Raw genomic sequence first — 21,618 nt, 5'->3', positions numbered from 1 at the left:
AAGAACTAAAGATACGTCGATTTTAGCCGTTTACGGCGAATTTGCAAAACAACCGCACTACCCGAAAACCGCTATAATAGAGTAAACCATCCGAAACGAGCACATCATGAGCGAATTGAGCGAAATCCTCGCCTATAACCAACATTTCGTCGAAACGGGCGAATACGAAAAATACTTTACCAACAAATACCCCGGCCGCGAGCTGGCCATTCTTTCCTGCATGGACGCACGCATTATCGAGCTGCTGCCCAATGCGTTGGGCTTGAAAAACGGTGACGCCAAGCTCATCAAAAACGCCGGCGCGTTGGTGACCCACCCTTGGGGTTCGGTGATGCGCAGTTTGTTGGTCGCCGTATTTGAACTCAAAGTCAAAGAAATCATGGTCATTGCCCACCACGACTGCGGTATGCGCGGATTGCATGCCGAAGAGTTCCTCCAACGCGTACACGACAGCAATATCCCCGACGACCGCATCGAAACCCTGCGTAATGCTGGTATCGATTTGGACGGCTGGCTGACCGGTTTTGACAACGTCGAAGACAGCGTGCGCCATACCGTCGAGCTGATTCGCAAACATCCGCTGATGCCCGACAACATCGCCATCCACGGCCTGGTCATCCACCCGACCACAGGCAAGCTCAACCTGATTGTTGACGGCAGCCTGCCTGCTTCAGACGGCCAAAACATCTAACGCAGACACCACCACGAAATGAAAAACATCGGATTATTCGGCGGCACGTTTGACCCCATCCACAACGGCCACCTCCACATCGCCCGCGCCTTCGCCGACGAAATCAGTTTGGACCTTGTCGTCTTCCTGCCGGCAGGCGACCCGTACCACAAAGACAGCACGCGCACGCCGGCACAAGAGCGCCTCAATATGGTCGAACTCGCCATCGCCGACGAGCCGAAATTCGCCGCCAGTGACTGCGACATCGTCCGCGACGGCGCGACTTATACGTTTGACACCGTCCAAATCTTCCGCCAGCAGTTTCCTGGCGCGCAACTGTGGTGGCTGATGGGCAGCGACAGCCTGATGCAGCTGCACACATGGAAAAAATGGCAAACCCTCGTGCGCCAGACCCATATCGCCATCGCCATGCGCCAAGGCGACAACCTCAACAAAACCCCGCGCGAATTGCACGCATGGCTCGGCGAAGCCCTGCAAAACGGCAGCGTCCGCATCCTCAACGCGCCGCTGCACAACACCAGCTCCACCCAAATCCGTGCCGATCTCGCCAAAACCCACCATTCAGACGGCCTGCCGCAACCGGTCGCCCAATACATCCGCCAACACAAACTCTATGGAAAATAGCGTTTATTCAGGCAGATAAGCTATAATGCCGTCTGAAAACATTTCAACTAGGAAAATAATGAACGAACAAGAATTGCAAGACCTGCAAAAAATGGTCGAAGTGGCCGTAAACGCCCTCGAAGACATTAAAGCCAAAGACATCTCTGTTTTGGAAACCCAAGACAAAACCTCCCTGTTCGCCCGCATGATTATTGCCAGCGGCGACAGCACACGCCAAGTCAAAGCACTGGCAAATAACGTTGCCGTCGATTTGAAAGAAGCCGGTTTTGAAATCCTCAGCACCGAAGGCGACAGCGGCGAATGGACGCTTGTCGACGCAGGCGACCTCGTTGTCCACGTCATGCTCCCTGCCGTGCGCGACTTCTACGACATCGACACCTTGTGGGGCGGAGAAAAACCGAGTTTCCACGCCGGTATGCAAAAACCTTGGCACGCCGCCGACTAAAACGGTTTATCCATACAAAGGCCGTCTGAAACTTGAAAGCAAGCAAGTTTCAGACGGCCTTTTGCTATAATTCCATTCTTTTCACATTATTTAATTCATTGCACCATCATGCCGCAACCCGATTTCGCCCAAACCCTCTCCAAAGACCGCCATTTTCTGCGATCTGCCTTTAAGAACCCCAATAAATACGGCGGCCTGGCCAAGGTTGAGGAAAAATACAAAAAATCGCACGACCTCTATCTGCAACGCCTGTCCAAACTGCCCAAGCCCGAATTCGACAACACGCTGCCCGTTCACGAAAAGCTCGACGAAATCAAAAAAGCCATTGCCGAAAATCAGGTAACGATTATTTGCGGCGAAACCGGTTCGGGCAAAACCACGCAGTTGCCCAAGATTTGTTTGGAACTCGGGCGTGGGGCGGCAGGATTGATCGGGCATACCCAGCCGCGCCGTTTGGCTGCGCGTTCCGTAGCAGAGCGGATTGCCGAAGAGCTGAAATCCGAAATCGGCAACGCGGTCGGCTATAAAGTGCGCTTTACCGACCACACCTCGCGCGATGCCTGCGTCAAGTTGATGACCGACGGCATCCTGCTGGCAGAAACCCAGACCGACCATTATCTCGCCGCATACGACACGATTATCATCGACGAAGCGCACGAACGCAGCCTGAACATCGACTTCCTCTTGGGCTATTTGAAACAGCTGCTGCCGCGCCGCCCTGATTTGAAAGTCATCATCACCTCGGCAACGATAGATGCAGAACGCTTCTCCCAACACTTCAACGGTGCCCCTGTTTTAGAAGTGAGCGGACGGACGTATCCCGTCGAAATCCTCTACCGACCGCTGACCAGCAAAGACGAAGACGACGCAGAAGTCGAGCTGACCGACGCAATTGTCGATGCAGCCGACGAATTGGTACGCTATGGCGAAGGCGATATTTTGGTGTTCCTGCCGGGCGAGCGCGAAATCCGCGAAGCCGCCGAAGCCCTGCGCAAATCCACGCTGCGCCGCAACGACGAAATCCTGCCCCTATTCGCACGCCTGTCGCACGCCGAGCAGCACAAAATCTTCCACCCATCAGGCGCAAAACGCCGCATCGTGCTGGCAACCAACGTCGCCGAAACCTCGCTCACCGTACCGGGCATTAAATACGTCATCGACACCGGCCTCGCGCGCGTCAAACGCTATTCCGCACGGGCGAAAGTGGAGCAGCTTCATGTCGAAAAAATCTCCCAAGCTGCCGCCTGCCAACGCTCCGGTCGCTGCGGACGCGTCTCCGCAGGCGTGTGTATCCGACTGTTTTCAGAAGAAGATTTCAACAGCCGCCCCGAATTTACCGCCCCCGAAATCGTCCGCAGCAACCTAGCCGCCGTCATCCTACGCATGGCATCGCTGAACTTGGGCGACGTAGCAGCATTCCCATTTTTAGAAATGCCCGATTCGCGGTATATCAATGACGGTTTTCAGGTATTACTGGAGTTGGGTGCGGTGGAGGCCATCTGAAAAGTAAAAGAAAATGGTAGATTATGTTTCATTTTCAGACGGCCTAAATCATTGAGAAACTAAAAACTATTGAAAAGGGAATATTGGGTTTTAAAACTCAATCGGTAAATTTTTTATTGTGAAATATTAATGATGAAAAAATCTTTCCTCACGCTTGTTCTGTATTCGTCTTTACTTACTGCCAGCGAAATTGCCTATCGCTTTGTATTCGGAATTGAAACTCTGCCGGCGGCAAAAATTGCAGAAACGTTTGCGCTGACATTTGTGATTGCTGCGCTGTATCTGTTTGCGCGTTATAAGGCTTCACGGTTGCTGATTGCGTTGTTTTTTGCGCTCAGCATCATTGCCAACAATGTGCATTACGCGGTTTATCAAAGTTGGATAACGGGCATTAATTATTGGCTGATGCTGAAAGAGGTTACCGAAGTTGGCAGCGCGGGCGCGTCGATGTTGGATAAGTTGTGGCTGCCTGTGTTGTGGGGCGTGTTGGAAGTCGTGCTGTTTTGCAGCCTTGCCAAGTTCCGCCGTAAGACGCATTTTGCTGCCGATATTTTGTTTATTGCGGCGATGTTGCTGATTTTTGGACGTTCATTCAGTACGACGCAGGAACACGGTATTTCGCCCAAACCAACATACAGCCGCATCAAAGCCAATTATTTCAGCTTTGGCTATTTTATCGGACGCGTGTTGCCGTATCAGTTGTTTGATTTAAGCAAGATTCCTGTGTTCAAACAGTCTGCGCCAAGCAAAATCGGGCAGGGCAGTGTTCAAAATATCGTCCTGATTATGGGCGAAAGTGAAAGCGCGACGCATTTGAAACTGTTTGGTTACGGACGCGAAACTTCGCCATTTTTGACCCAGCTGTCGCAAGCCGAATTTAAGCCGATTGTGAAACAAAGCTATTCCGCCGCTTTGATGACGGCTGTGTCCCTGCCCAGCTTTTTTAATGCGATACCGCATGCCAACGGCTACGAGCAAATCAGCAGCGGCGATACCAATATGTTCCGCCTCGCTAAAGAGCAGGGCTATGAAACGTATTTTTACAGCGCGCAGGCGGAAAACGAGATGGCGATTTTGAACTTAATCGGTAAGAAATGGATAGACCATCTGATTCAGCCGACGCAGCTTGGCTACGGCAACGGCGACAATATGCCCGATGAGAAACTGCTGCCGCTGTTTGACAAAATCAATTTGCAGCAGGGCAAGCATTTTATCGTGTTGCACCAACGCGGTTCGCACGTCCCATACGGTGCATTGTTGCAGCCTCAAGATAAAGTATTCGGCGAGGCCAATATTGTGGACAAGTACGACAACACCATCCATAAAACCGACCAAATGATTCAAACCGTATTCGAGCAGCTGCAAAAGCAGCCTGACGGCAACTGGCTGTTTGCCTATACCTCCGATCATGGTCAGTATGTACGCCAAGATACCTACAATCAAGGCACGGTACAGCCCGACAGCTATCTTGTGCCGCTGGTGTTGTACAGCCCGGATAAGGCCGTGCAACAGGCTGCCAACCAAGCTTTTACACCTTGCGAGATTGCCTTCCATCAGCAGCTTTCAACGTTTTTGATTCACACACTGGGCTACGATATGCCGGTTTCAGGTTGTAGTGAAGGCTCGGTAACGGGCAACCTGATTACAGGCGATGCAGGCAGCTTGAACATTCGCGATGGCAAGGCGGAATATGTTTATCCACAATAAGCGGCGTGAAAACCAATAAAGACAAATTTAGATGATGTCGGGGATAGATGCCCGATTGACAAGACTATGCAAAATATGAAAAACCAAGTACGCGGATCAGGCATTGATGCCCGATTCAACCCAGCCAATATTTCAGACGGCCTGCAAAACAGTTCAGGCCATATCGGTGCCAACACGCGCTACCGTCTGACCAAGCTCGGCGAACAAATGGCGCGCCTGCCCATCGACCCGAAAATCGCGCGTATTTTACTGGCGGCGAAGAAACACGACTGCATGGCGGAAATATTGGTGATCGCGTCCGCACTGTCGATTCAAGACCCGCGCGAGCGGCCGTTGGAAGCGCGCGATGCCGCGGCCAAGGCGCATGAACGCTTTACCGATAAGCAATCTGACTTTCTTGCCTATCTGAATATTTGGGACAGCTTCCAGCGCGAGCGCGACAAAGGTTTGTCTAACAAGCAGCTGGTGCAATGGTGCCGTCAATATTTCCTGTCGCACCTGCGTATGCGCGAATGGCGCGAGCTGCACCACCAGCTTGCCCAAACTGCGATTGAAATGGGTTTGACCACTAAAGAAGCAGCGTTTCGACAACCTCCTTCCCAAGAACAATTAAGACCGTCTGAAAGCCAAGGCGACCAAGATTTGGCGGCCAAACTCAAACAAAAACAACTGGATAAGAAACAACACCGCGCCCAAATCCGTGCCGCCAAAGAAGCCGGCTACGAACAAATCCATCGCGCCCTGCTGACCGGCCTTATCGCCAACGTCGGCATGAAATCGCCTGACGGCAACGACTATACCGGCGCACGCGGCAGCCGTTTCCATCTTTTCCCGGCATCAGCCCTGTTCAAAGCCAAACCCAAATGGGTGATGGCGGCAGAATTGGTTGAAACCACGCGCCTTTACGCGCGCGACGTCGCCGTTATCCAGCCCGAATGGATCGAGCAGGAAGCGCCGCACCTCGTCCGCTATCATTATTTCGAGCCGCACTGGGAACAAAAACGCGGCGAAGTTGTTGCCAGCGAACGCGTGACGCTTTACGGCCTGACCGTATTGCCGCGCCGCCCCGTGTCTTACGGCAAAGTTGCGCCCGAAGAAGCGCGCGAAATCTTTATCCGCGGCGCATTGGTGGCGCAGGAAAGCAATCTTCAGACGGCCTTTTTTGCACACAATAAAAAGCTGATTAAAGAAATTACCGAACTCGAACACAAATCGCGCAAGCAAGACGTATTGGTCGATGACGAAGCCCTGTTTGCGTTTTATAACGAACGCCTGCCCGAGCTGGTGTGGAAAGACGCGAAAGGCGGCGTTTGGGGAAGCGAAGAGGGCGGACAAACCCAGTCGGACAAAATGGCCGATCAAAACGGACAAGCAAACCAGCGCAACGCAGGGCGTGTGGTGCAAGCTGCGCACGCGGATTCCAAAGATGCGTCCAGCCGCGAGCGTGAACCGAGTTCACACACCCTACAAAATGTTTCAGACGACCCCAAACCCAAAAAGCAGCCTGCATCTCAAAAAGGCCGTCTGAAACCTTTGCCCCTTGCCGATATCCGCACCTTTGAAGCCTGGCTCAAAACCGCCGAGCGCGACAATCCGCGCCTGCTGTTCCTCAGCCGCGACGATCTGATGCAACACGCCGCCGCACACATTACCGAAGAGCAATTCCCCAAATTCTGGCAAACCGCAGACGGCAAGTTCAAACTTTCCTACCGCTTCGAGCCGCACCATCCGCTCGACGGCGTGACCATGACCGTGCCGCTGACCGTCCTCAACCGCCTGCACGCGCCGTCGCTCGAATGGCTGGTGCCCGGTATGTTGCGCGAAAAAATCCAGCTGCTGATTAAAGCCCTGCCGAAGCAAATCCGCCGCATTTGCGTGCCCGTACCCGATTTCATCACCAAATTTCTCGAAAGCAATCCCGACCGCCAAGCGGCCATCATTCCCCAGTTGGCGCACTTTATCGCCAAAAGTGCCGGCGATATGCGGATTCTCGAGCAAATCGACCAAGACGCATGGGCGGCGCAAGAATTGCCCGAACACTGCTATCTGAATCTGCGCATTATCGACGACGGCGGACAAGAGCTTGCCGGCGGCCGCAAACTGCATGAATTGCAACAACAACTCGGCCAAGCCGCCGCCGTCACTTTCCGCGACAACACCCAAGAATTTGAGCGCGACAACGTGACCACATGGGACATCGGCACCCTGCCCGAATCCATCAAATTCGCACGCGGCAAGCAACAGCTCACCGGCTATCTCGGCCTGCAAAAAGAAAAAGACGGCCGCATCGCCCTACGCCTGTTCGACACCACCGAAGCCGCCGAACAGGCACACCGTCAAGGCGTGATCGAATTGATGAAGCTGCAATTAAAAGAGCAGGTAAAAGATCTGAACAAAGGCATCCAAGGCTTTACCCAAGCCGCCATGCTGCTCAAACACATCAACGCCGACACCCTGCGCGACGACCTCACACAGGCCGTCTGCGACCGCGCCTTTATCGGCGAAGACGAGCTGCCGCGCAACGAAAAAGCCTTCAAAGAACAAATCAAACGCGCCCGCAGCCGGCTGCCCGCCGTCAAAGAAGCCCTCAGTCGCTACCTGCAGGAAACCGCCGCCGCCTACGCCGAACTGAATAGCAAACTCGGCAAGCATCCATTGACCCATCTCCTAAGACTACGCCTGCAAACCCTGCTTGCCCCCGGCTTCGCCAGCCATACCCCATGGGCACAATGGCCACGCCTCCCTATCTACCTCAAAGCCATGACCCTGCGCCTCGAAAAATACAGCAGCAACCCATCACGTGACGCAGCCCGCGAAGCCGATATTCAAGAGCTGGAACAAATGTGGCAGGAAAAAACAGACAGCCTGATCAAACAAGGCCTCCCCGTTTCAGACGGCCTTGCCGCGTTTAAATGGATGATTGAAGAATTGAGGGTGTCGCTGTTTGCACAGGAATTGAAGACACCGTATCCGGTGTCGGTGAAGAGGTTGATGAAGGAGTGGGAGGGTCTTAATTAAAGGAAAATGCCGTCTGATTTTTTCAGACGGCATCTTTTATTTCCTCGGCCAACCGATTTAATCGCTCCCTACAAATAGCTTTATTTTTTAATTCGCACTCCCAAACGACAATCACTTTAAAACCAATCTTTTCCAGCTCGGTTTCATTTTTAATATCACGTTCGCGATTTTTTGTGATTTTTTCCAACCAAAAATCCGTATTGCTTTTCGGGATATGCCCTTTACTGCAAGAGTGCCCGTGCCAAAAACAGCCGTGTATAAACACGACTGTTTTATATTTTGGCAAAACGATATCCGGTTTGCCTGTATAACGCTTATCATTTTTCCGATAACGGAAACCTTGGGAAAAAAGAAATTTCCTTACCAATACTTCCGGTTTGGTTTCTTTGCTATGGATTTTTGACATGACCAAAGAACGCTTGGACGGTGTAAAGATATCAGACATTTATTCTATCTTAATTTCTTCAAATTCTCATACTTTTCAATAAATTCAGTATGATACATTTTTGCATTAGCTAAAAGCTCCTGATATGTTTTAATATAAACAAGGCCGTCCTTTTGGTATGCTTGGGCTTTTAATTGAACAGCTCTCGTATCTACCAATCGCTCTCCTATTAAATAGCAGTATATTTGAGCTCCGTTCTCATTGCCTAAATTTGTTCTTATGAAATCAACGTAATCTAATGCCTGATCTAATTCTTTATGACTAATTTTTCCTTTTGGCCTTTTTAATTCAATAATAAAAACACTATTTGCAAATCGTTGGCAGAGAAAATCAATTCTACGGTTTTCTATTTCCAGATCGTTATCAGGGTATTTATCTTTTAATAGCTTGGAAAATGTTACTTCATCTTCGAAGGACATAATTCTCGGATCTAGCAGCCATGGAAATTGTTTTAAAAAATCATGCATAATGGGAACTTCTTTTGCATTTTCTGCAATATATTGCTCAAACTTTTTAATTGTTTCCAATCGAACTTCTGCTAATTTATAAAACTCCCGTGCTTCAATTAACTGCCACTCTTTCATCAATTGAAGAATTTGATGGGGATCTCCAAACCCTTCTTCACTAATTTCTTCTGCCAATTCCTTAAATGAAGTAAATTGGTAAGAATCCTGTACGTATTTAATCAAGTTTATTGCTTTTTTGGGCTCTAGTCCTTCTGCATGAATAATTTGATCCATGATTTTCTTAGCTAATCTACGTTCATGTCTCGGGAGATTTTCATACCATTTGTCAAGACAAATACCTGTTGTTTCCTCAACTTTTTTCTTTTTATCATTTTCTTTTTTTGTTTTATGGAAATTATAAAATTTTTTAATTAAAAATTGTAACACCTCCTCTAAAAATTTAGTCTCATCAGTTTCCCAATTTAATGATCTTCGGTTAGTTGAAATTACATCCTCTGAAAAATCTTCAATAAATCCAACATCTAAGCAACCTGTGATATATGAATATCCAAAACTTGTAGCACCTAAACCATAAAATGAATATTCGTTAACCAGTTTTCCTCTCGAAAATAAAGCGACCCCTCGCATTTTTTCTGGAACAGTTTGCTCTTTACTTGCAATTAAACTTCCTTTTATTTTTTCAAGATAGTTTTTGTATTTATTCTCTTCATCTTGGTTAAAAGAAATTTCGCTCCATGGGGAGTTCCATTCAATAAATTTATCAAAACCTTCATAACGCAAATCGTTATTCACGACTATTGGTTCAGCCTCATTATTATGAAAAATCTCCGTTTTAAAATCCGGCTCATCAAAAATCTGGAATGATTTTGCTAATGAAGTTGCCAAGTTTCTTGCTTGAAATCCAGTTTTTCTTTTTATTTTCATTAGCTTAATTTCTGTTCCAGATTGTTTGGATACTTTGACCTGATCTTCTATAATTTTTGGATGATAAGGCTCTTGAGTATTTTTTTGAGATTGAATTTCCTCCCAATCTAAAATAAATGTTGTTTTCCGGTAATTTTGAATTGTAGAAATTTCGATAGTATTGGCAATTCCGAAAAAAGCCAATTTCCCAATCCCTTTTTTACCTACAACAAAACGTTTTCCGCTACGACTCTTTTCTCCTTCTGACTTTCTCCTATTCCTCCCAATAATAAGAAATTTCTCATTAATTTCATTAAAACTCATTCCATGACCGTCATCTTCAATAACAATACTTTTTTCTTCTAAATTATCATTCAATCTGACAACAACACGAGTAGCATCTGCATCATAAGCATTTGAAACTAACTCTGAAATAACTGGCGGTAAAGTCGAATACATTTGTATTCCTAAATGTGTAATTACATTTGGATCAAATCTCATTTCTAAGATATGAGATGAGTTATTGGAAGTTTTAGACATTTCCATTTCCTTTTTTAAGGTATTTAAGACTATCAACAATTGCCCTACCTATTTTTTCCGCATACATCGGAGGAACGGCATTACCAATCAAACGGGCTATCTTGTCCCTACTACCCGCTTTAAAGACATAGTTACGAGGAAACGATTGCAATGTTGCTCCTTCGCGCAGGGATAACGCCCGGTCTTCTTCAGGATGGGCAAACCGTCCGTTGGAAATACTAAAAAATTTGGTCGTTATGGTAGGTGCGGGCTTATCCCACCATAACCTACCGAACGTGTCCTTAAAACTATTGTCTTTTCCGATAAAACATTTCAGCTGTAATTCGGGAATATGTGCAAAAGCCGAGCGGTTTCCTCCGTTTTTAGGGACCAGAGCCAATCGCCTCAGATTTATATCAGATAATCCCGCACAACTATGCATAAAATCCGTTTCATCTTGATGTCCTGCAATAATTTGGGGAAAGCCGTTTTCCATTCCCAAAACATCGCGTACCGTAAGCCGTTTGCCCGAATACTTGATTGGTTCTAGCTTTTTTTTGGTTATTCTGTTTGCAATTAACGTAAATCTTTTACGGCTTTGGGGAATTCCGTAATCAGCCGTATTGTGAATACCGAAATGGACGGTAAATCCTTTTTCTTCCAATAATTTTATGAAATTATCAAGACCGCTTTCTTTCATCCTGCTCAGGATTCCCGGAACATTCTCTACAACAACATATCCGGGATTGAAATATTCTACAAACCGCTGAAATTCCAAAAGCAAACTCTTGGATTTTTCCGATTTGCTTTTATCTGTTTGGATAACACTCCAATATTGACAAGGACTACAACCTATAAGAATCAAATCATCATCATTCTTTTTTAAGCCTAGTTCCTTTTCCAATGTTTCAGGCTGCAATTCAAAAACATCAGCCTGTATAAATTTGGCATTTATATTGGCTTCATATGTTTCTTTGCAACTAGGTTCGTAATCTATTCCAGCTAGAACTTTGATGCCAGCAGATTGCATTCCATAGCTCATTCCTCCGCCACCACAGAAAAAATCAATTGCTTTTAAAAAAGTACCATTCTTCATTTTTATTTAAATAACCACATTAGTAAAAATTTGTTTTGTATAACATATAATTTATTGTTTATCAAGAAAAATTAATTTTTTAGCTAGCGTAGCCTGTATAGTAAACCGTAGCTTGCATCAAACCGCGTGTGCACCCCAAGGCACGCACGCGGTCTTTTAAAAATGTTCTTTCCAATCAAACCAAAGGCCGTCTGAAAGTATTTCCCAACTTTCAGACGGCCTTTTTATATTCATATCCCTATTTATTTTCTGAACGCGCAATCAGTTCATCGGCCAAGTCCAAATAAGCTTGGGTGCCTTTGGCGTGGGCGTCGTAGGCGAGGGCGGGGAGGCCGTGGCTGGGGGCTTCGGCGAGGCGGATGTTGCGGGGGATGACGGTATCGAAGAGCAGGTTGCCGAAGTGTTGTTTGAGCTGTTCGCTGACTTCGACGACGAGGCGGCTGCGGCTGTCATACATGGTGCGGACGATGCCGGTTACGTCGAGGTCGGGGTTGATGGCTTGGCGGATTTTGCGGACGGTGGCCACTAAGTCGGAGATGCCTTCGAGGGCGTAGTATTCGCAAAGCATGGGGACGATGACTCCGTTGGCGGCGACCAGGCCGTTGAGGGTGAGCAGGGTCAGGGACGGGGGGCAGTCGATAAGGACGTAGTCGTAGTCGTCGGCAACGAGCTGCAGGGCGTTTTTGAGGCGGATTTCGCGTGCGATTTCTTGGACGAGTTCGACTTCTGCGCCGGCCAGTGTGCGGTTGGCGCCCAATACGTCGTAGCCGCCTTCTTTGCTGCGGACGACGGCGTTGGGGATGTCGGTTTCGCCGAGGACAACTTGGTAAACGCCGTTTTCGATGGTGGCTTTGTTGATGCCGCTGCCTGTGGTGGCGTTGCCTTGTGGGTCGAGGTCGACGACGAGGACGCGGCGGCCTTTGGAGGCTAGGGAGGCGGCGAGGTTGACGGTGGTGGTGGTTTTGCCGACTCCGCCTTTTTGGTTGGCGACGGCGAGGATTTGTGCGCTCATGTGCTTTGCTGTCGTGTTAAGTGTGGATGGCTGGATTGTACCGTTATTCGGTATGCTTGGGTTGTTTTCAGACGGCCTTTTTGCGGATGATGACGATATGGCGTTCGGCATTGAGTTGGGGGACGTGCAATGCTTCGACTTTTTCGACGGCGACGCTTTCGGGCAGTTTGTCGATTTCTTCTTGTGGATATACGCCTTTCATGGCCGCCCAGTAGCCGCCGTCTTTGAGGAGGTGCTCGGTCCAGTTGACGAAGTCGGCGAGTTCGGCAAAGGCGCGGCTGGTGATGACGTCGGCACGGCAGTCGGCGGCGGCTTCTACGCGGCCGCTGATGACGCGGACGTTTTTAAGGCCGAGTTCGATGACGGCTTGTTGAAGAAAGGCGGTTTTTTTGGTGTTGGCATCGAGGAGGGTGATGTCGAGGTCGGGGCGGCAGATGGCGGTGGGGATGCCGGGCTGTCCGCCGCCGGAGCCGACGTCGAGCATGGTTTGGGCGTGTTCGATATAGGGCAAGAGGGTCAGGCTGTCGAGCAGGTGATGGCTGACGGTTTGGGCGGGATCGCGCAGGGCGGTCAGGTTGTAGGTTTTGTTCCACTTTTGCAGCAGGGCGGCATAGTCTAGCAGTTTGGCCTGTTTGGCTTCGTCGATGTCCAAACCCAGTGCCTGTATGCCGTCGCGGAGCTGTTGCGCCTGATTCATTTGTTATTCCTTATTGGTTAAAACGCGTTGGATGTAATGGTAACGGAAAGCATACCGTCTGAAAATGTTTGCGCCTGTTGAATCAACGTTTCATCTTGTGAAAGACGATGGGCTGCTCCGGCGCGCGCGTGAGCTGTTTGGGCAGGGTCAGCATGGCGATGATCCATACGGAGAGGGTGTAGTAGAACACGCCTTGCCCACGCATGCCTGCCAATGCGGCATTGCCTAAGATGGCTTCAAAAATCAAGCCTGCCACCGCTGAGGCACACGCTGCGACACCGGCAAGGAAGATGGCGTAACGCGAATGCCGGCGCATCATTTTTTTATACGCCAGCTTGGTCAGTCCGCCGGCAATCGGCAAGTTGAGGAAGGCAAACATGCCGCAGACAAACCATGCGACGGAATCCTGCCAGCCGCTTTGCCATGCCCATGTGCCGTTTTTGACTGTGACCAGCAGTCCTTGGCCGTCTGAAAAGGCGATTTGCACGATATTGTGCAATATCATCGCCAGCGGCAGGGTGAGGAACATCAGTGCGACCAATAGGGGGCGGTAGGGTTTTTCTTGTGTCAGATACATGGCGGCTTGCCTTGTTGTGGGATAAGTCGAAATGATAGCAGATTGGCGGTTGATTCACGTTTGTTAGCGCTGAAATTGCTGACAAAAACGGTCAATTAAAAAAGAAATGAAAAATTCTTTTTTCTTGGCAAACGTTGGCGGATAAAGGTTAAGAAAACGTTTTCAGACGACCTAATCTCTTATTTTTATATGAACCGAACAGAAAATCTTTGCATTTCTCCGTAAAATCTACTAAATTCTCAATAACATATTATAAAGACCTGAAATCTGGAACCCAAACCGAAACTGCCTTCCGCCATTTACGCTCGGAAACTCAGCAGGCAACAAAAGTTTCACACACAACAAAAATACAAAATAATTCCTCTGAAATCAGTTGTTTATAATGATAGATAACCACAAGGCAAACCATGCCTGACTTTAGTAGGAGTAAAACCATGGCTGAAGCAACCGATGTCGTATTAGTAGGCGGCGGCATTATGAGCGCCACTTTGGGCGTATTGCTCAAGGAGCTCGAACCATCTTGGGAAATTACCCTGATCGAACGCCTGGAAGATGTAGCGTTGGAATCATCAAATGCATGGAACAACGCCGGTACGGGACACTCTGCCCTGTGCGAATTGAACTATGCCCCCCTGACTGCCGACGGTACGATCGATCCGACCCGCGCCCTCAATATTGCCGAACAATTCCACATCAGCCGCCAGTTTTGGGCGAGTTTGGTTGAAGAAGGCAAACTGGCCGACCGCTCTTTCATCAATTCCGTCCCCCATATGTCGCTGGTGATGAACGCCGATCATTGCGATTATCTGCAAAAACGTTTCGACGTATTCAAAAACCAAAAACTCTTCGAAAAAATGGAGTTTTCTACCGACCGTGCCAAAATTGCCGAATGGGCGCCGCTGGTTATCAACGGCCGCGATGAAAACCAATCCATCGCCGCCAACTACTCCGCCGAAGGCACAGACGTCGATTTCGGAAGCCTGACCCGCCAGATGGTCAAATACTTGAGCGACAAAGGCGTAAAAATCAAATTCAACCGCCATGTCGACGACCTCAACCGCGAATCGGACGGCGCATGGGTGCTGAAAACCAGCAGCACCAAAGACGATGACGACCCGTTGACACTCCGCACCCGTTTCGTCTTCCTCGGCGCAGGCGGCGGCGCACTGACCCTGCTGCAAAAATCCGGTATCCCCGAAGGCAAAGGCTACGGCGGCTTTCCGGTTTCCGGCCTCTTCTTCCGCAACAGCAATCCCGAAACGGCTGCGCAACACAACGCCAAAGTGTACGGCCAAGCCTCCGTCGGCGCGCCCCCTATGTCCGTTCCGCACCTGGATACCCGCAACGTCGACGGCCAACGCCATTTGATGTTCGGCCCGTATGCAGGCTTCCGCCCTAACTTCCTCAAACAAGGCTCGCTCATGGATTTGCCGATGTCCATCCACATGGACAACCTCTATCCTATGCTCCGCGCCGGTTGGGCTAATATGCCGCTGACCAAATACCTCTTGGGCGAATTGCGTAAAACCAAAGAAGAACGCTTCACTTCGCTCTTAGAGTATTATCCGGAAGCCAACCCTGACGATTGGGAACTGATTACCGCCGGTCAGCGTGTGCAAATCATCAAAAAAGACCCGAAAAAAGGCGGCGTACTCCAATTTGGTACCGAAATCGTCGCCCATGCCGACGGCTCGCTGGCCGCATTGCTGGGCGCGTCCCCAGGTGCATCGACAGCAGTTCCGCTGATGATCAAACTCGTCCACCAATGCTTCCCAGATCATGCCGAATCATGGTCAGGCCGTCTGAAAGAATTGGTGCCCGGCTACGGCATCAAGCTGAACGACAATCCGTCTTTGGCGGACGAAATCATCAGTCACAACGCGTCCGTTTTGGGCATTCATCACTAAATTGAAGCAGACACAAAGGCGGGCATTCTTGCCCGCCTTTTTTCAAACCATTAAAATAGCGGCATTCAGGCCGTCTGAAATCTAATCTGCAGCAGCATGTTGCACGACTCAAACCCGAAAATCAGCCCCAATAGAAAAACGCCATGACCGATATTCTCAACAAAATCCTTGCCACCAAAGCAGAAGAAGTGGCCGCCCAAAAAGCCGCCGTTTCCTTGGAAGACATCAAAGCCCAAGCGCAGGCAGCCGCGCCGGTTCGCAGCTTTATCGGCTCAATCCGTGAAAAACACGCGCAGAATCTGCCTGCTATTATTGCCGAAGTCAAAAAAGCCAGCCCGAGCAAAGGCCTGATCCGTCCTGATTTTCATCCTGCCGAAATCGCCGTTGCCTATGAAAAAGCCGGCGCGGCCTGTTTGTCCGTGTTGACGGACGAACCTTATTTCCAAGGCTCGCCCGAGTATTTGAAACAGGCGCGTGCGGCCGTGGCGCTGCCGGTCTTGCGTAAAGATTTCATCATCGACGAATACCAAATCTATCAGGCGCGCGCGTGGGGTGCGGATGCGGTTCTTTTGATTGCCGCTGCATTGGAAGCCGGGCAACTTGAGCGTTTTGAAGCCGTTGCCCACGAATTGGGCATGACTGTCTTGTTGGAATTGCACGATGCGTCCGAGCTGGAAAAATGCCGCAACATGACCACGCCGTTGTGGGGCGTCAACAACCGCAACCTGCGTACGTTTGAAGTGACCCTGCAACAAACCCTCGACCTCTTGCCTGAATTAAACGGCAAAACCGTTGTAACCGAAAGCGGCATCCGCAACAAAGAAGACGTCGATTTCATGCGCGGCCACGGCGTGCATACTTTCCTGATCGGCGAAACCTTTATGCGTGCCGACGACATAGAAGCAGAAGTCAAAAAACTGTTCTAAACCTAAAAAACATCAGGCCGTCTGAATTTTCAGACGGCCTGAATCCATTGGAGACGAGAAAAAATGTTTACCGTACAGCGCATTTACGCCTATCAACCCGATTCTAAACAAACCGCCGTCTTTATCGACCGCCTCTATCCGCGCGGCGTCCATAAAGAAGTTTTCGCTACGGCGCTTTGGCTGAAAGACATTACGCCCAGTGCAAACCTGCGTCGCTGGTATCACGAAAATCCGGCTCAAAATTTCGACGGTTTTGTCAGCCGTTATCATGAAGAGCTGCATGGCGATACGGAGCAAGCCGCCATCAAGCGGCTGCTGGATTTGGAAAAACAACACGGCAATATCTTGTTGCTGACCGCCATCAAAGACCCTCGACATTCCCACGTCTCCGCACTGGCTCAATTTTTGGGCGCAACGTTTGAATATCGCGATTAAAAAATCAGTGTTTGAGCTGAATACAAAAAGGCCGTCTGAAACTTGCATTTCAGACGGCCTGCTATTTTCAAATCAAGAAGGATAACGGTGTGCTACCAATTTTCCGTCTATGTATTCGCCGATATAGACTTGCGAGGCTTCAAGGTGGAGGCGGTCAAGCTCTTGTTGCAGCCACTCTTCATCACGCTTAATGATTTCGAGGATGTCGGGGTCGACTTGGCCGTCTGTAATCAGTGGATAGCGCAGGCTTTCGTCGCCGTACTTAATGACGGCGAGCTGGCCGTTTTGTTCCATCACGGCACGTTTGACGGCAGAGATTTCGTAGATGCCGGCGGCGCGGAGTTTGAACATGAGGTCGTGTGCGCTGATGCCGTTTTTCATGCATTCATCGGTTTGGATTTTGCCGTTGACGATAACCCAGACGGATTTGCCGTCAATGATGGATTTGACCCAGCGGTTGTGGTTTTTGATGAATTTCAGGCTCAAGACCAACAGCGTCCACAAAATCAGCACGAGGAAAAATTGCAACAGGCCGACGCTGTCGCTGTAAATCACGCCACCGATGATGCCGCCGAGTACATAGTTTTGCACTTGGTCCATGGCGGAGGTCGGCGCGAGGTTGCCTTTACCTAAGAGGTTGATTTGCAAAATCAAACCTAAAATACCCATCAGTAGTTTGAGGGCGAGCAGGGAGTATGCTTCCATGTGTGTGTATCCTGTTATTCTTTATCGATGAGTTCGATATTGTTGTTGACCAAATTGATGGGTGTCAGCGTGTAGGCGGAGAAGTCTTGATTGAAATGGACTTCGTAGTATTGGTTTTTGATGCCGATAATCATGCCGTTGAACAGGCGCGTGCTGTTGACGATGATGTCTTGTTTTTCAACTTTTTGGTTTTCAATCAAGGCATTGAGAAAACCCACCATGCGCGAAGTATCGGCGGCAAAGTTTTGACGCTCGCTGTATGAAAGATATTGCGTGCCGCAGATGAGGATGAGCAACAACAGCGCAATAATGCTCAGGTCGCGGTATTTGGTGTCCATGCGGTGGCGCAGGTATTGCGATACGGCGAGCAGGAGGATGACGAGGGCGGCGAAAATCAGGACGTATTTCAAGTAGTCGTTGAAATACATATGGTTTTCAAGATAAAAGTGAGAAAAGAATTTCATGGTATTTGATAAATTTGGGAAGGGTAATCAGGCCGTCTGAAACTTAAATTTCAGACGGCCTTGTCTATTAAACAAGGATGTTGCGTCAAGGTTTCGGATAAAGCATACATGGCGCTTCCCGAAGTAGTATCAGTTGATAAATCCGTCGTCCTTCATTTTCTTTTCGGAAAAATACTGGCTGATGACCAGTAAGCTGGCCAGAATAATAATGAAAAGACCTGCCATGGTCAGGGTGATTTTGAGAAACATATCGGCATCGATGAAGGAAAACCAAAGTTGCAAAATCAAGAGCAACACCCAGCTGACGAACAATCCGAGACAGGCATAGACGCCGAGTTTAAACATGTTCTTTTTCCAAAATGACGACGTAGGCTTCACGCACGAAAAACAGCAGCATGCGGCGTTGGTCTTTTTCCATGGTAACGACCTTCCATCCTTGCGAAGCGTGGCTGTTGAGGAAATCGCTGAATTTGACCGGATTGATTTTGGCGCTGCCGAAAACCAAACTGGAAAGCAGGTTCTCTTGATAAATGACGGCTTTATATTCTTTCATTTTATTCCTTTAAAAATAAGGGGGCTTTAAAGCCCCCTCATTCTACTCCTTATTATTCAACTGCGGTAATACTGAGCCTTCGCCCAATGCCAACAAACCGCTTTGCGAGTAAATACCCAGTTTGGCGCGGGTGTCGGTGATGTCGAGGTTGCGCATGGTCAGTTGGCCGATGCGGTCGAGCGGTGTGAACGCTGCGTCTTCGACTTTTTCCATACTCAGGCGTTCCGGTTGGTAGGTCAGGTTAGGCGATTCGGTGTTCAGAATCGAGTAGTCGTTGCCGCGGCGCAGCTCGAGGGTAACTTCACCGGTAATGGCTTTGGCAACCCAGCGTTGTGCGGTTTCGCGCAACATGAGGGCTTGGCTGTCAAACCAGCGGCCTTGGTAGAGCAGGCGGCCGAGGCGCAGGCCGTTGATGCGGTATTGTTCGATGGTGTCTTCGTTGTGGATGCCGGTCACTAAACGCTCGTAGGCGATGTGGAACAACGCCATGCCCGGGGCTTCGTAAATGCCGCGTGATTTGGCTTCGATGATGCGGTTTTCGATTTGGTCGCTCATGCCCAAGCCGTGGCGCCCGCCGATGCGGTTGGCTTCGAGGAAGAGTTCGACAGGGTCGGCGTATTCTTTGCCGTTTAGTGCAACCGGCACGCCTTCTTCAAAGCGTACGCTGACTTCTTCGGGTTTGACTTCGACGTTTTCGTCCCAGAAGGCAACGCCCATGATGGGCTTAACGATTTTGATGCCGCTGTTGAGAAATTCCAAGTCTTTGGCTTCGTGGGTGGCACCCAGCATGTTGGAGTCGGTAGAGTAGGCTTTTTCAACCGACATTTTGTAGTTGAAGCCGTTGGCAATCAGAAATTCGCTCATTTCGTGACGGCCGCCGAGTTCGTCGATAAATTGTTGGTCGAGCCAAGGTTTGTAGATTTTCAACGCCGGATTGGTCAATAGGCCGTAGCGGTAGAAACGCTCGATGTCGTTGCCTTTGTAGGTGCTGCCGTCGCCCCAGATATTCACATCGTCTTCTTTCATGGCGGAAACGAGCATGGTGCCGGTAACGGCGCGGCCCAGAGGCGTAGTGTTGAAGTAGGCGATGCCGCCGGTGGAAACGTGGAACGCGCCGCATTGGATGGCGGCGATGCCTTCGTGTGCCAGTTGTGCGCGGCAGTCGATCAGGCGGGCGTTTTCTGCGCCGTATTCCATCGCTTTTTTAGGAATGGCGTTGTAATCGTCTTCGTCAGGTTGGCCGAGGTTGGCGGTGTAGGCATAAGGCAGCGCGCCTTTGAGTTTCATCCACAACAGCGCGGCAGAGGTATCAAGACCGCCGGAGAAGGCGATGCCGACTTTTTGACCGATGGGGAGATTTTGTAAAATGGTATGGTTTTGGCTCATTGGGATTTCTCCAGACTTGAAAAGTTGAAACCATTATCTTATAAATGGAATACATTGTCAGCAATTAGGCCGTCTGAATGTTCGAAGGGCCGTATTAAAGAAACCTCATCATGAACGCTTTTAACCTCATTATCATCGGCGATGAAATCCTGCATGGCAGCCGTCAAGACAAGCATTTCGCCTTTTTTAAATCTTTATTGGAATCGCACGGGCTGAAGCTCAATCAGGTGCAATATCTGCCTGACGAACCCGATTTGCTGGTCAAACAACTGCGCCGCAGCTTTTCAGACGGCCTGCCGACTTTTGTTACCGGCGGTATCGGTTCTACGCCTGACGACCACACGCGCCAAGCCGCAGCGGCTGCTTTGGATTTGCCTGTCGTCCGCCATCCTGAAGCCGCCAAGTTTATCGAAGGTGTAACCCAGAAACGCGGCGAACCGCTCGATTCGCCGGAACACGCCCAACGCCTGAAGATGGCGGATTTTCCCGAGGGCGCGGAATTGGTGCCCAATCCGTTTAACAACATCGCCGGATTTTCCATCCGCGAGCATTATTTCTTCCCCGGTTTCCCCGTGATGGCACACCCGATGGCCGAATGGGTATTGGAAACTTATTACGCCGACCGCTTCAACCAAACCGAACGAGGCAGCCGCAGCGTGTATGTGTTCGACCAACCCGAGTCGCGCATTACGCCGATTATGGAACATCTTGAGCGTACCTACGCCGGTGTCCGTTCGTACAGCCTGCCCACCGTGGGCCGTACCGATTCAGACGGCCGTTATACTCCGCCGCATATCGAGTTCGGCATCAAAGCGGAAGGCGAGGCTTGCCGTTTGCTGGATGCTGCGTGGGAAGATGCGTTGCAGGGTTTGCAGGCGATTGGCGCGACTTTGAAAGAAACGGTGGAATAATGCACTTATCCCCGGCCCAATCCAAACGCGTACTGACTTTTGCTTCTTTGCTGTTTTTGCCGCCGACCCTCATCATCGGCATTTGGCTGGCGCAATATGGCGGCTTTGCTTTTGAGCCGCCGCTGATGCACGCCGTCCATGCTCACGCAGGCACATGGTTTGATCCGATTGCCACCGTGTTGCACTATCTGGGCAAAACCGCGATTGCCGTGCCGCTGATCGGCGCAGTCGCCGCAGCCCTGTATTTTGCCGATAAGAAGCGCGAGGCACTGTTTTGCGTGTTGGCGGCATTGGTACCGACTTTGAATATGCTGATTGTGAAGGTTTGGTTTGCCCGCGAACGTCCGCTGCTTTGGCCGCGTCTGATTGAAGAGAGCAATTTTTCCTTCCCCAGCGGCCACAGTACGTTTTCCGCCGCCATTGCCGTCATGCTGATATTGCTTTGCCGCCGCACGCGCTACCGCCGCGCCGCTTGGATAGGCGGTATTTCCTTTGCCCTGCTGACCGGGTTTTCACGCATTTATTTGGGCGTGCATTATCCCACCGACGTTTGGGCAGGCTGGACAAACGGCACGCTGACTGCCTTGCTGGTGTATATGCTCATCTTCAGGCCGTCTGAAAAATAGA

22 protein-coding genes are annotated in these 21,618 nt (G+C 49.9%); 11 read left to right on the top strand and 11 right to left on the bottom strand.

All coding sequences use genetic code 11. The features are described from left to right. Nucleotides 1-106 precede the first annotated feature (106 nt). From ACTHTG_RS09110 to ACTHTG_RS09085, 6 genes are all read left to right on the top strand, one after another. Complete coding sequence (locus tag ACTHTG_RS09110) at nt 107-691, top strand: beta-class carbonic anhydrase (protein ID WP_049322449.1); 585 nt, start codon at nt 107-109, stop codon at nt 689-691. Between the two features lie 18 nt (nt 692-709). Then, nucleotides 710-1,315 carry a nicotinate-nucleotide adenylyltransferase gene (gene nadD / locus ACTHTG_RS09105; protein ID WP_004520227.1) on the top strand — a complete coding sequence of 202 codons (606 nt, stop codon included), beginning with the start codon at nt 710-712 and terminating at the stop codon, nt 1,313-1,315. Nucleotides 1,316-1,373: 58 nt separating this feature from the next. Then, entirely contained in the window at nt 1,374-1,760 is a 387-nt protein-coding gene (rsfS, locus tag ACTHTG_RS09100) for a ribosome silencing factor (protein WP_002246503.1), read from the top strand. Nucleotides 1,761-1,868: 108 nt separating this feature from the next. Then, nucleotides 1,869-3,263: an ATP-dependent RNA helicase HrpA gene (gene hrpA / locus ACTHTG_RS09095; protein WP_004520228.1), complete on the top strand. Its 1,395-nt coding sequence runs from the start codon at nt 1,869-1,871 to the stop codon at nt 3,261-3,263. Nucleotides 3,264-3,392: 129 nt separating this feature from the next. Further along, a complete protein-coding gene (gene lpt3, locus ACTHTG_RS09090) occupies nt 3,393-4,970 on the top strand; it encodes a lipooligosaccharide phosphoethanolamine transferase (protein ID WP_004520229.1) in 1,578 nt (525 codons plus the stop codon). Between the two features lie 66 nt (nt 4,971-5,036). Then, nucleotides 5,037-7,988: a DUF3418 domain-containing protein gene (locus ACTHTG_RS09085; RefSeq protein ID WP_308538265.1), complete on the top strand. Its 2,952-nt coding sequence runs from the start codon at nt 5,037-5,039 to the stop codon at nt 7,986-7,988. Between the two features lie 22 nt (nt 7,989-8,010). On the opposite strand, the gene ACTHTG_RS09080 is transcribed toward ACTHTG_RS09085, so the two are convergent. From ACTHTG_RS09080 to ACTHTG_RS09055, 6 genes are all read right to left on the bottom strand, one after another. Then, on the bottom strand, nt 8,011-8,433 hold the full coding sequence (locus ACTHTG_RS09080) for a very short patch repair endonuclease (protein ID WP_070631759.1): 423 nt from the start codon (nt 8,431-8,433) through the stop codon (nt 8,011-8,013). A gap of 5 nt (nt 8,434-8,438) precedes the next feature. Further along, nucleotides 8,439-10,343, bottom strand: a complete 1,905-nt coding sequence (locus ACTHTG_RS09075; protein ID WP_070631757.1) for an ATP-binding protein — start codon at nt 10,341-10,343, stop codon at nt 8,439-8,441. Next, nucleotides 10,336-11,418, bottom strand: a complete 1,083-nt coding sequence (locus tag ACTHTG_RS09070) for a DNA cytosine methyltransferase (RefSeq protein ID WP_308538264.1) — start codon at nt 11,416-11,418, stop codon at nt 10,336-10,338. The genes ACTHTG_RS09075 and ACTHTG_RS09070 overlap by 8 nt, the downstream gene beginning before the upstream one ends. 238 nt (nt 11,419-11,656) lie before the next feature. Then, on the bottom strand, nt 11,657-12,430 hold the full coding sequence (locus ACTHTG_RS09065) for a ParA family protein (RefSeq protein WP_308538263.1): 774 nt from the start codon (nt 12,428-12,430) through the stop codon (nt 11,657-11,659). Between the two features lie 67 nt (nt 12,431-12,497). Further along, entirely contained in the window at nt 12,498-13,127 is a 630-nt protein-coding gene (gene rsmG / locus ACTHTG_RS09060) for a 16S rRNA (guanine(527)-N(7))-methyltransferase RsmG (protein ID WP_036493627.1), read from the bottom strand. Nucleotides 13,128-13,209: 82 nt separating this feature from the next. Beyond that, on the bottom strand, nt 13,210-13,704 hold the full coding sequence (locus tag ACTHTG_RS09055) for a hypothetical protein (RefSeq protein WP_049336842.1): 495 nt from the start codon (nt 13,702-13,704) through the stop codon (nt 13,210-13,212). 434 nt (nt 13,705-14,138) lie between these two features. Here ACTHTG_RS09055 and ACTHTG_RS09050 point away from each other — a divergent pair, with 434 nt between their 5' ends. The 3 genes from ACTHTG_RS09050 (at nt 14,139) to ACTHTG_RS09040 (ending at nt 16,972) form a co-directional block, all read left to right on the top strand. Next, nucleotides 14,139-15,611 (top strand): malate:quinone oxidoreductase, encoded by a 1,473-nt coding sequence (locus tag ACTHTG_RS09050; protein ID WP_308538262.1) that lies wholly within the window; start codon nt 14,139-14,141, stop codon nt 15,609-15,611. Between the two features lie 143 nt (nt 15,612-15,754). After that, nucleotides 15,755-16,537: an indole-3-glycerol phosphate synthase TrpC gene (trpC, locus tag ACTHTG_RS09045; protein ID WP_308538261.1), complete on the top strand. Its 783-nt coding sequence runs from the start codon at nt 15,755-15,757 to the stop codon at nt 16,535-16,537. A gap of 63 nt (nt 16,538-16,600) precedes the next feature. Then, the gene (locus ACTHTG_RS09040) at nt 16,601-16,972 is read left to right on the top strand and encodes a DUF488 domain-containing protein (protein ID WP_308538260.1); all 372 of its coding nucleotides are present in this window, start codon (nt 16,601-16,603) and stop codon (nt 16,970-16,972) included. Between the two features lie 72 nt (nt 16,973-17,044). Here ACTHTG_RS09040 and ACTHTG_RS09035 read toward each other — a convergent pair whose 3' ends face one another. The 5 genes from ACTHTG_RS09035 to argG all read right to left on the bottom strand — a co-directional run bounded on the left by ACTHTG_RS09035 (nt 17,045) and on the right by argG (nt 20,080). Next, nucleotides 17,045-17,677 carry a DUF421 domain-containing protein gene (locus tag ACTHTG_RS09035; RefSeq protein WP_049336846.1) on the bottom strand — a complete coding sequence of 211 codons (633 nt, stop codon included), beginning with the start codon at nt 17,675-17,677 and terminating at the stop codon, nt 17,045-17,047. 14 nt (nt 17,678-17,691) lie between these two features. Next, a complete protein-coding gene (locus ACTHTG_RS09030; protein WP_049330865.1) occupies nt 17,692-18,141 on the bottom strand; it encodes a DUF3290 domain-containing protein in 450 nt (149 codons plus the stop codon). A gap of 129 nt (nt 18,142-18,270) precedes the next feature. Then, nucleotides 18,271-18,486 (bottom strand): hypothetical protein, encoded by a 216-nt coding sequence (locus ACTHTG_RS09025; protein WP_070825809.1) that lies wholly within the window; start codon nt 18,484-18,486, stop codon nt 18,271-18,273. Then, complete coding sequence (locus ACTHTG_RS09020; RefSeq protein WP_070825810.1) at nt 18,479-18,694, bottom strand: DUF4177 domain-containing protein; 216 nt, start codon at nt 18,692-18,694, stop codon at nt 18,479-18,481. Before ACTHTG_RS09020 ends, ACTHTG_RS09025 begins: the two co-directional genes overlap by 8 nt. A gap of 42 nt (nt 18,695-18,736) precedes the next feature. Continuing rightward, on the bottom strand, nt 18,737-20,080 hold the full coding sequence (gene argG / locus ACTHTG_RS09015) for an argininosuccinate synthase (RefSeq protein WP_049322465.1): 1,344 nt from the start codon (nt 20,078-20,080) through the stop codon (nt 18,737-18,739). A 110-nt stretch (nt 20,081-20,190) separates the two neighbouring features. Here argG and ACTHTG_RS09010 point away from each other — a divergent pair, with 110 nt between their 5' ends. Together ACTHTG_RS09010 and ACTHTG_RS09005 are read left to right on the top strand one after the other, a co-directional pair. After that, the gene (locus ACTHTG_RS09010; RefSeq protein ID WP_107792378.1) at nt 20,191-20,991 is read left to right on the top strand and encodes a competence/damage-inducible protein A; all 801 of its coding nucleotides are present in this window, start codon (nt 20,191-20,193) and stop codon (nt 20,989-20,991) included. Beyond that, the gene (locus tag ACTHTG_RS09005) at nt 20,991-21,617 is read left to right on the top strand and encodes a phosphatase PAP2 family protein (RefSeq protein ID WP_107792377.1); all 627 of its coding nucleotides are present in this window, start codon (nt 20,991-20,993) and stop codon (nt 21,615-21,617) included. The genes ACTHTG_RS09010 and ACTHTG_RS09005 overlap by 1 nt, the downstream gene beginning before the upstream one ends. Nucleotide 21,618 lies beyond the last annotated feature (1 nt).

It is taken from the genome of Neisseria sp. P0017.S009, from assembly GCF_051957375.1.
In the GTDB taxonomy this organism is placed as follows: Bacteria; Pseudomonadota; Gammaproteobacteria; order Burkholderiales; family Neisseriaceae; genus Neisseria; species Neisseria perflava.
The sequence above is the reverse complement of the archived record's forward strand: the minus strand, read 5'-3'. Positions and strand labels throughout refer to the sequence as shown.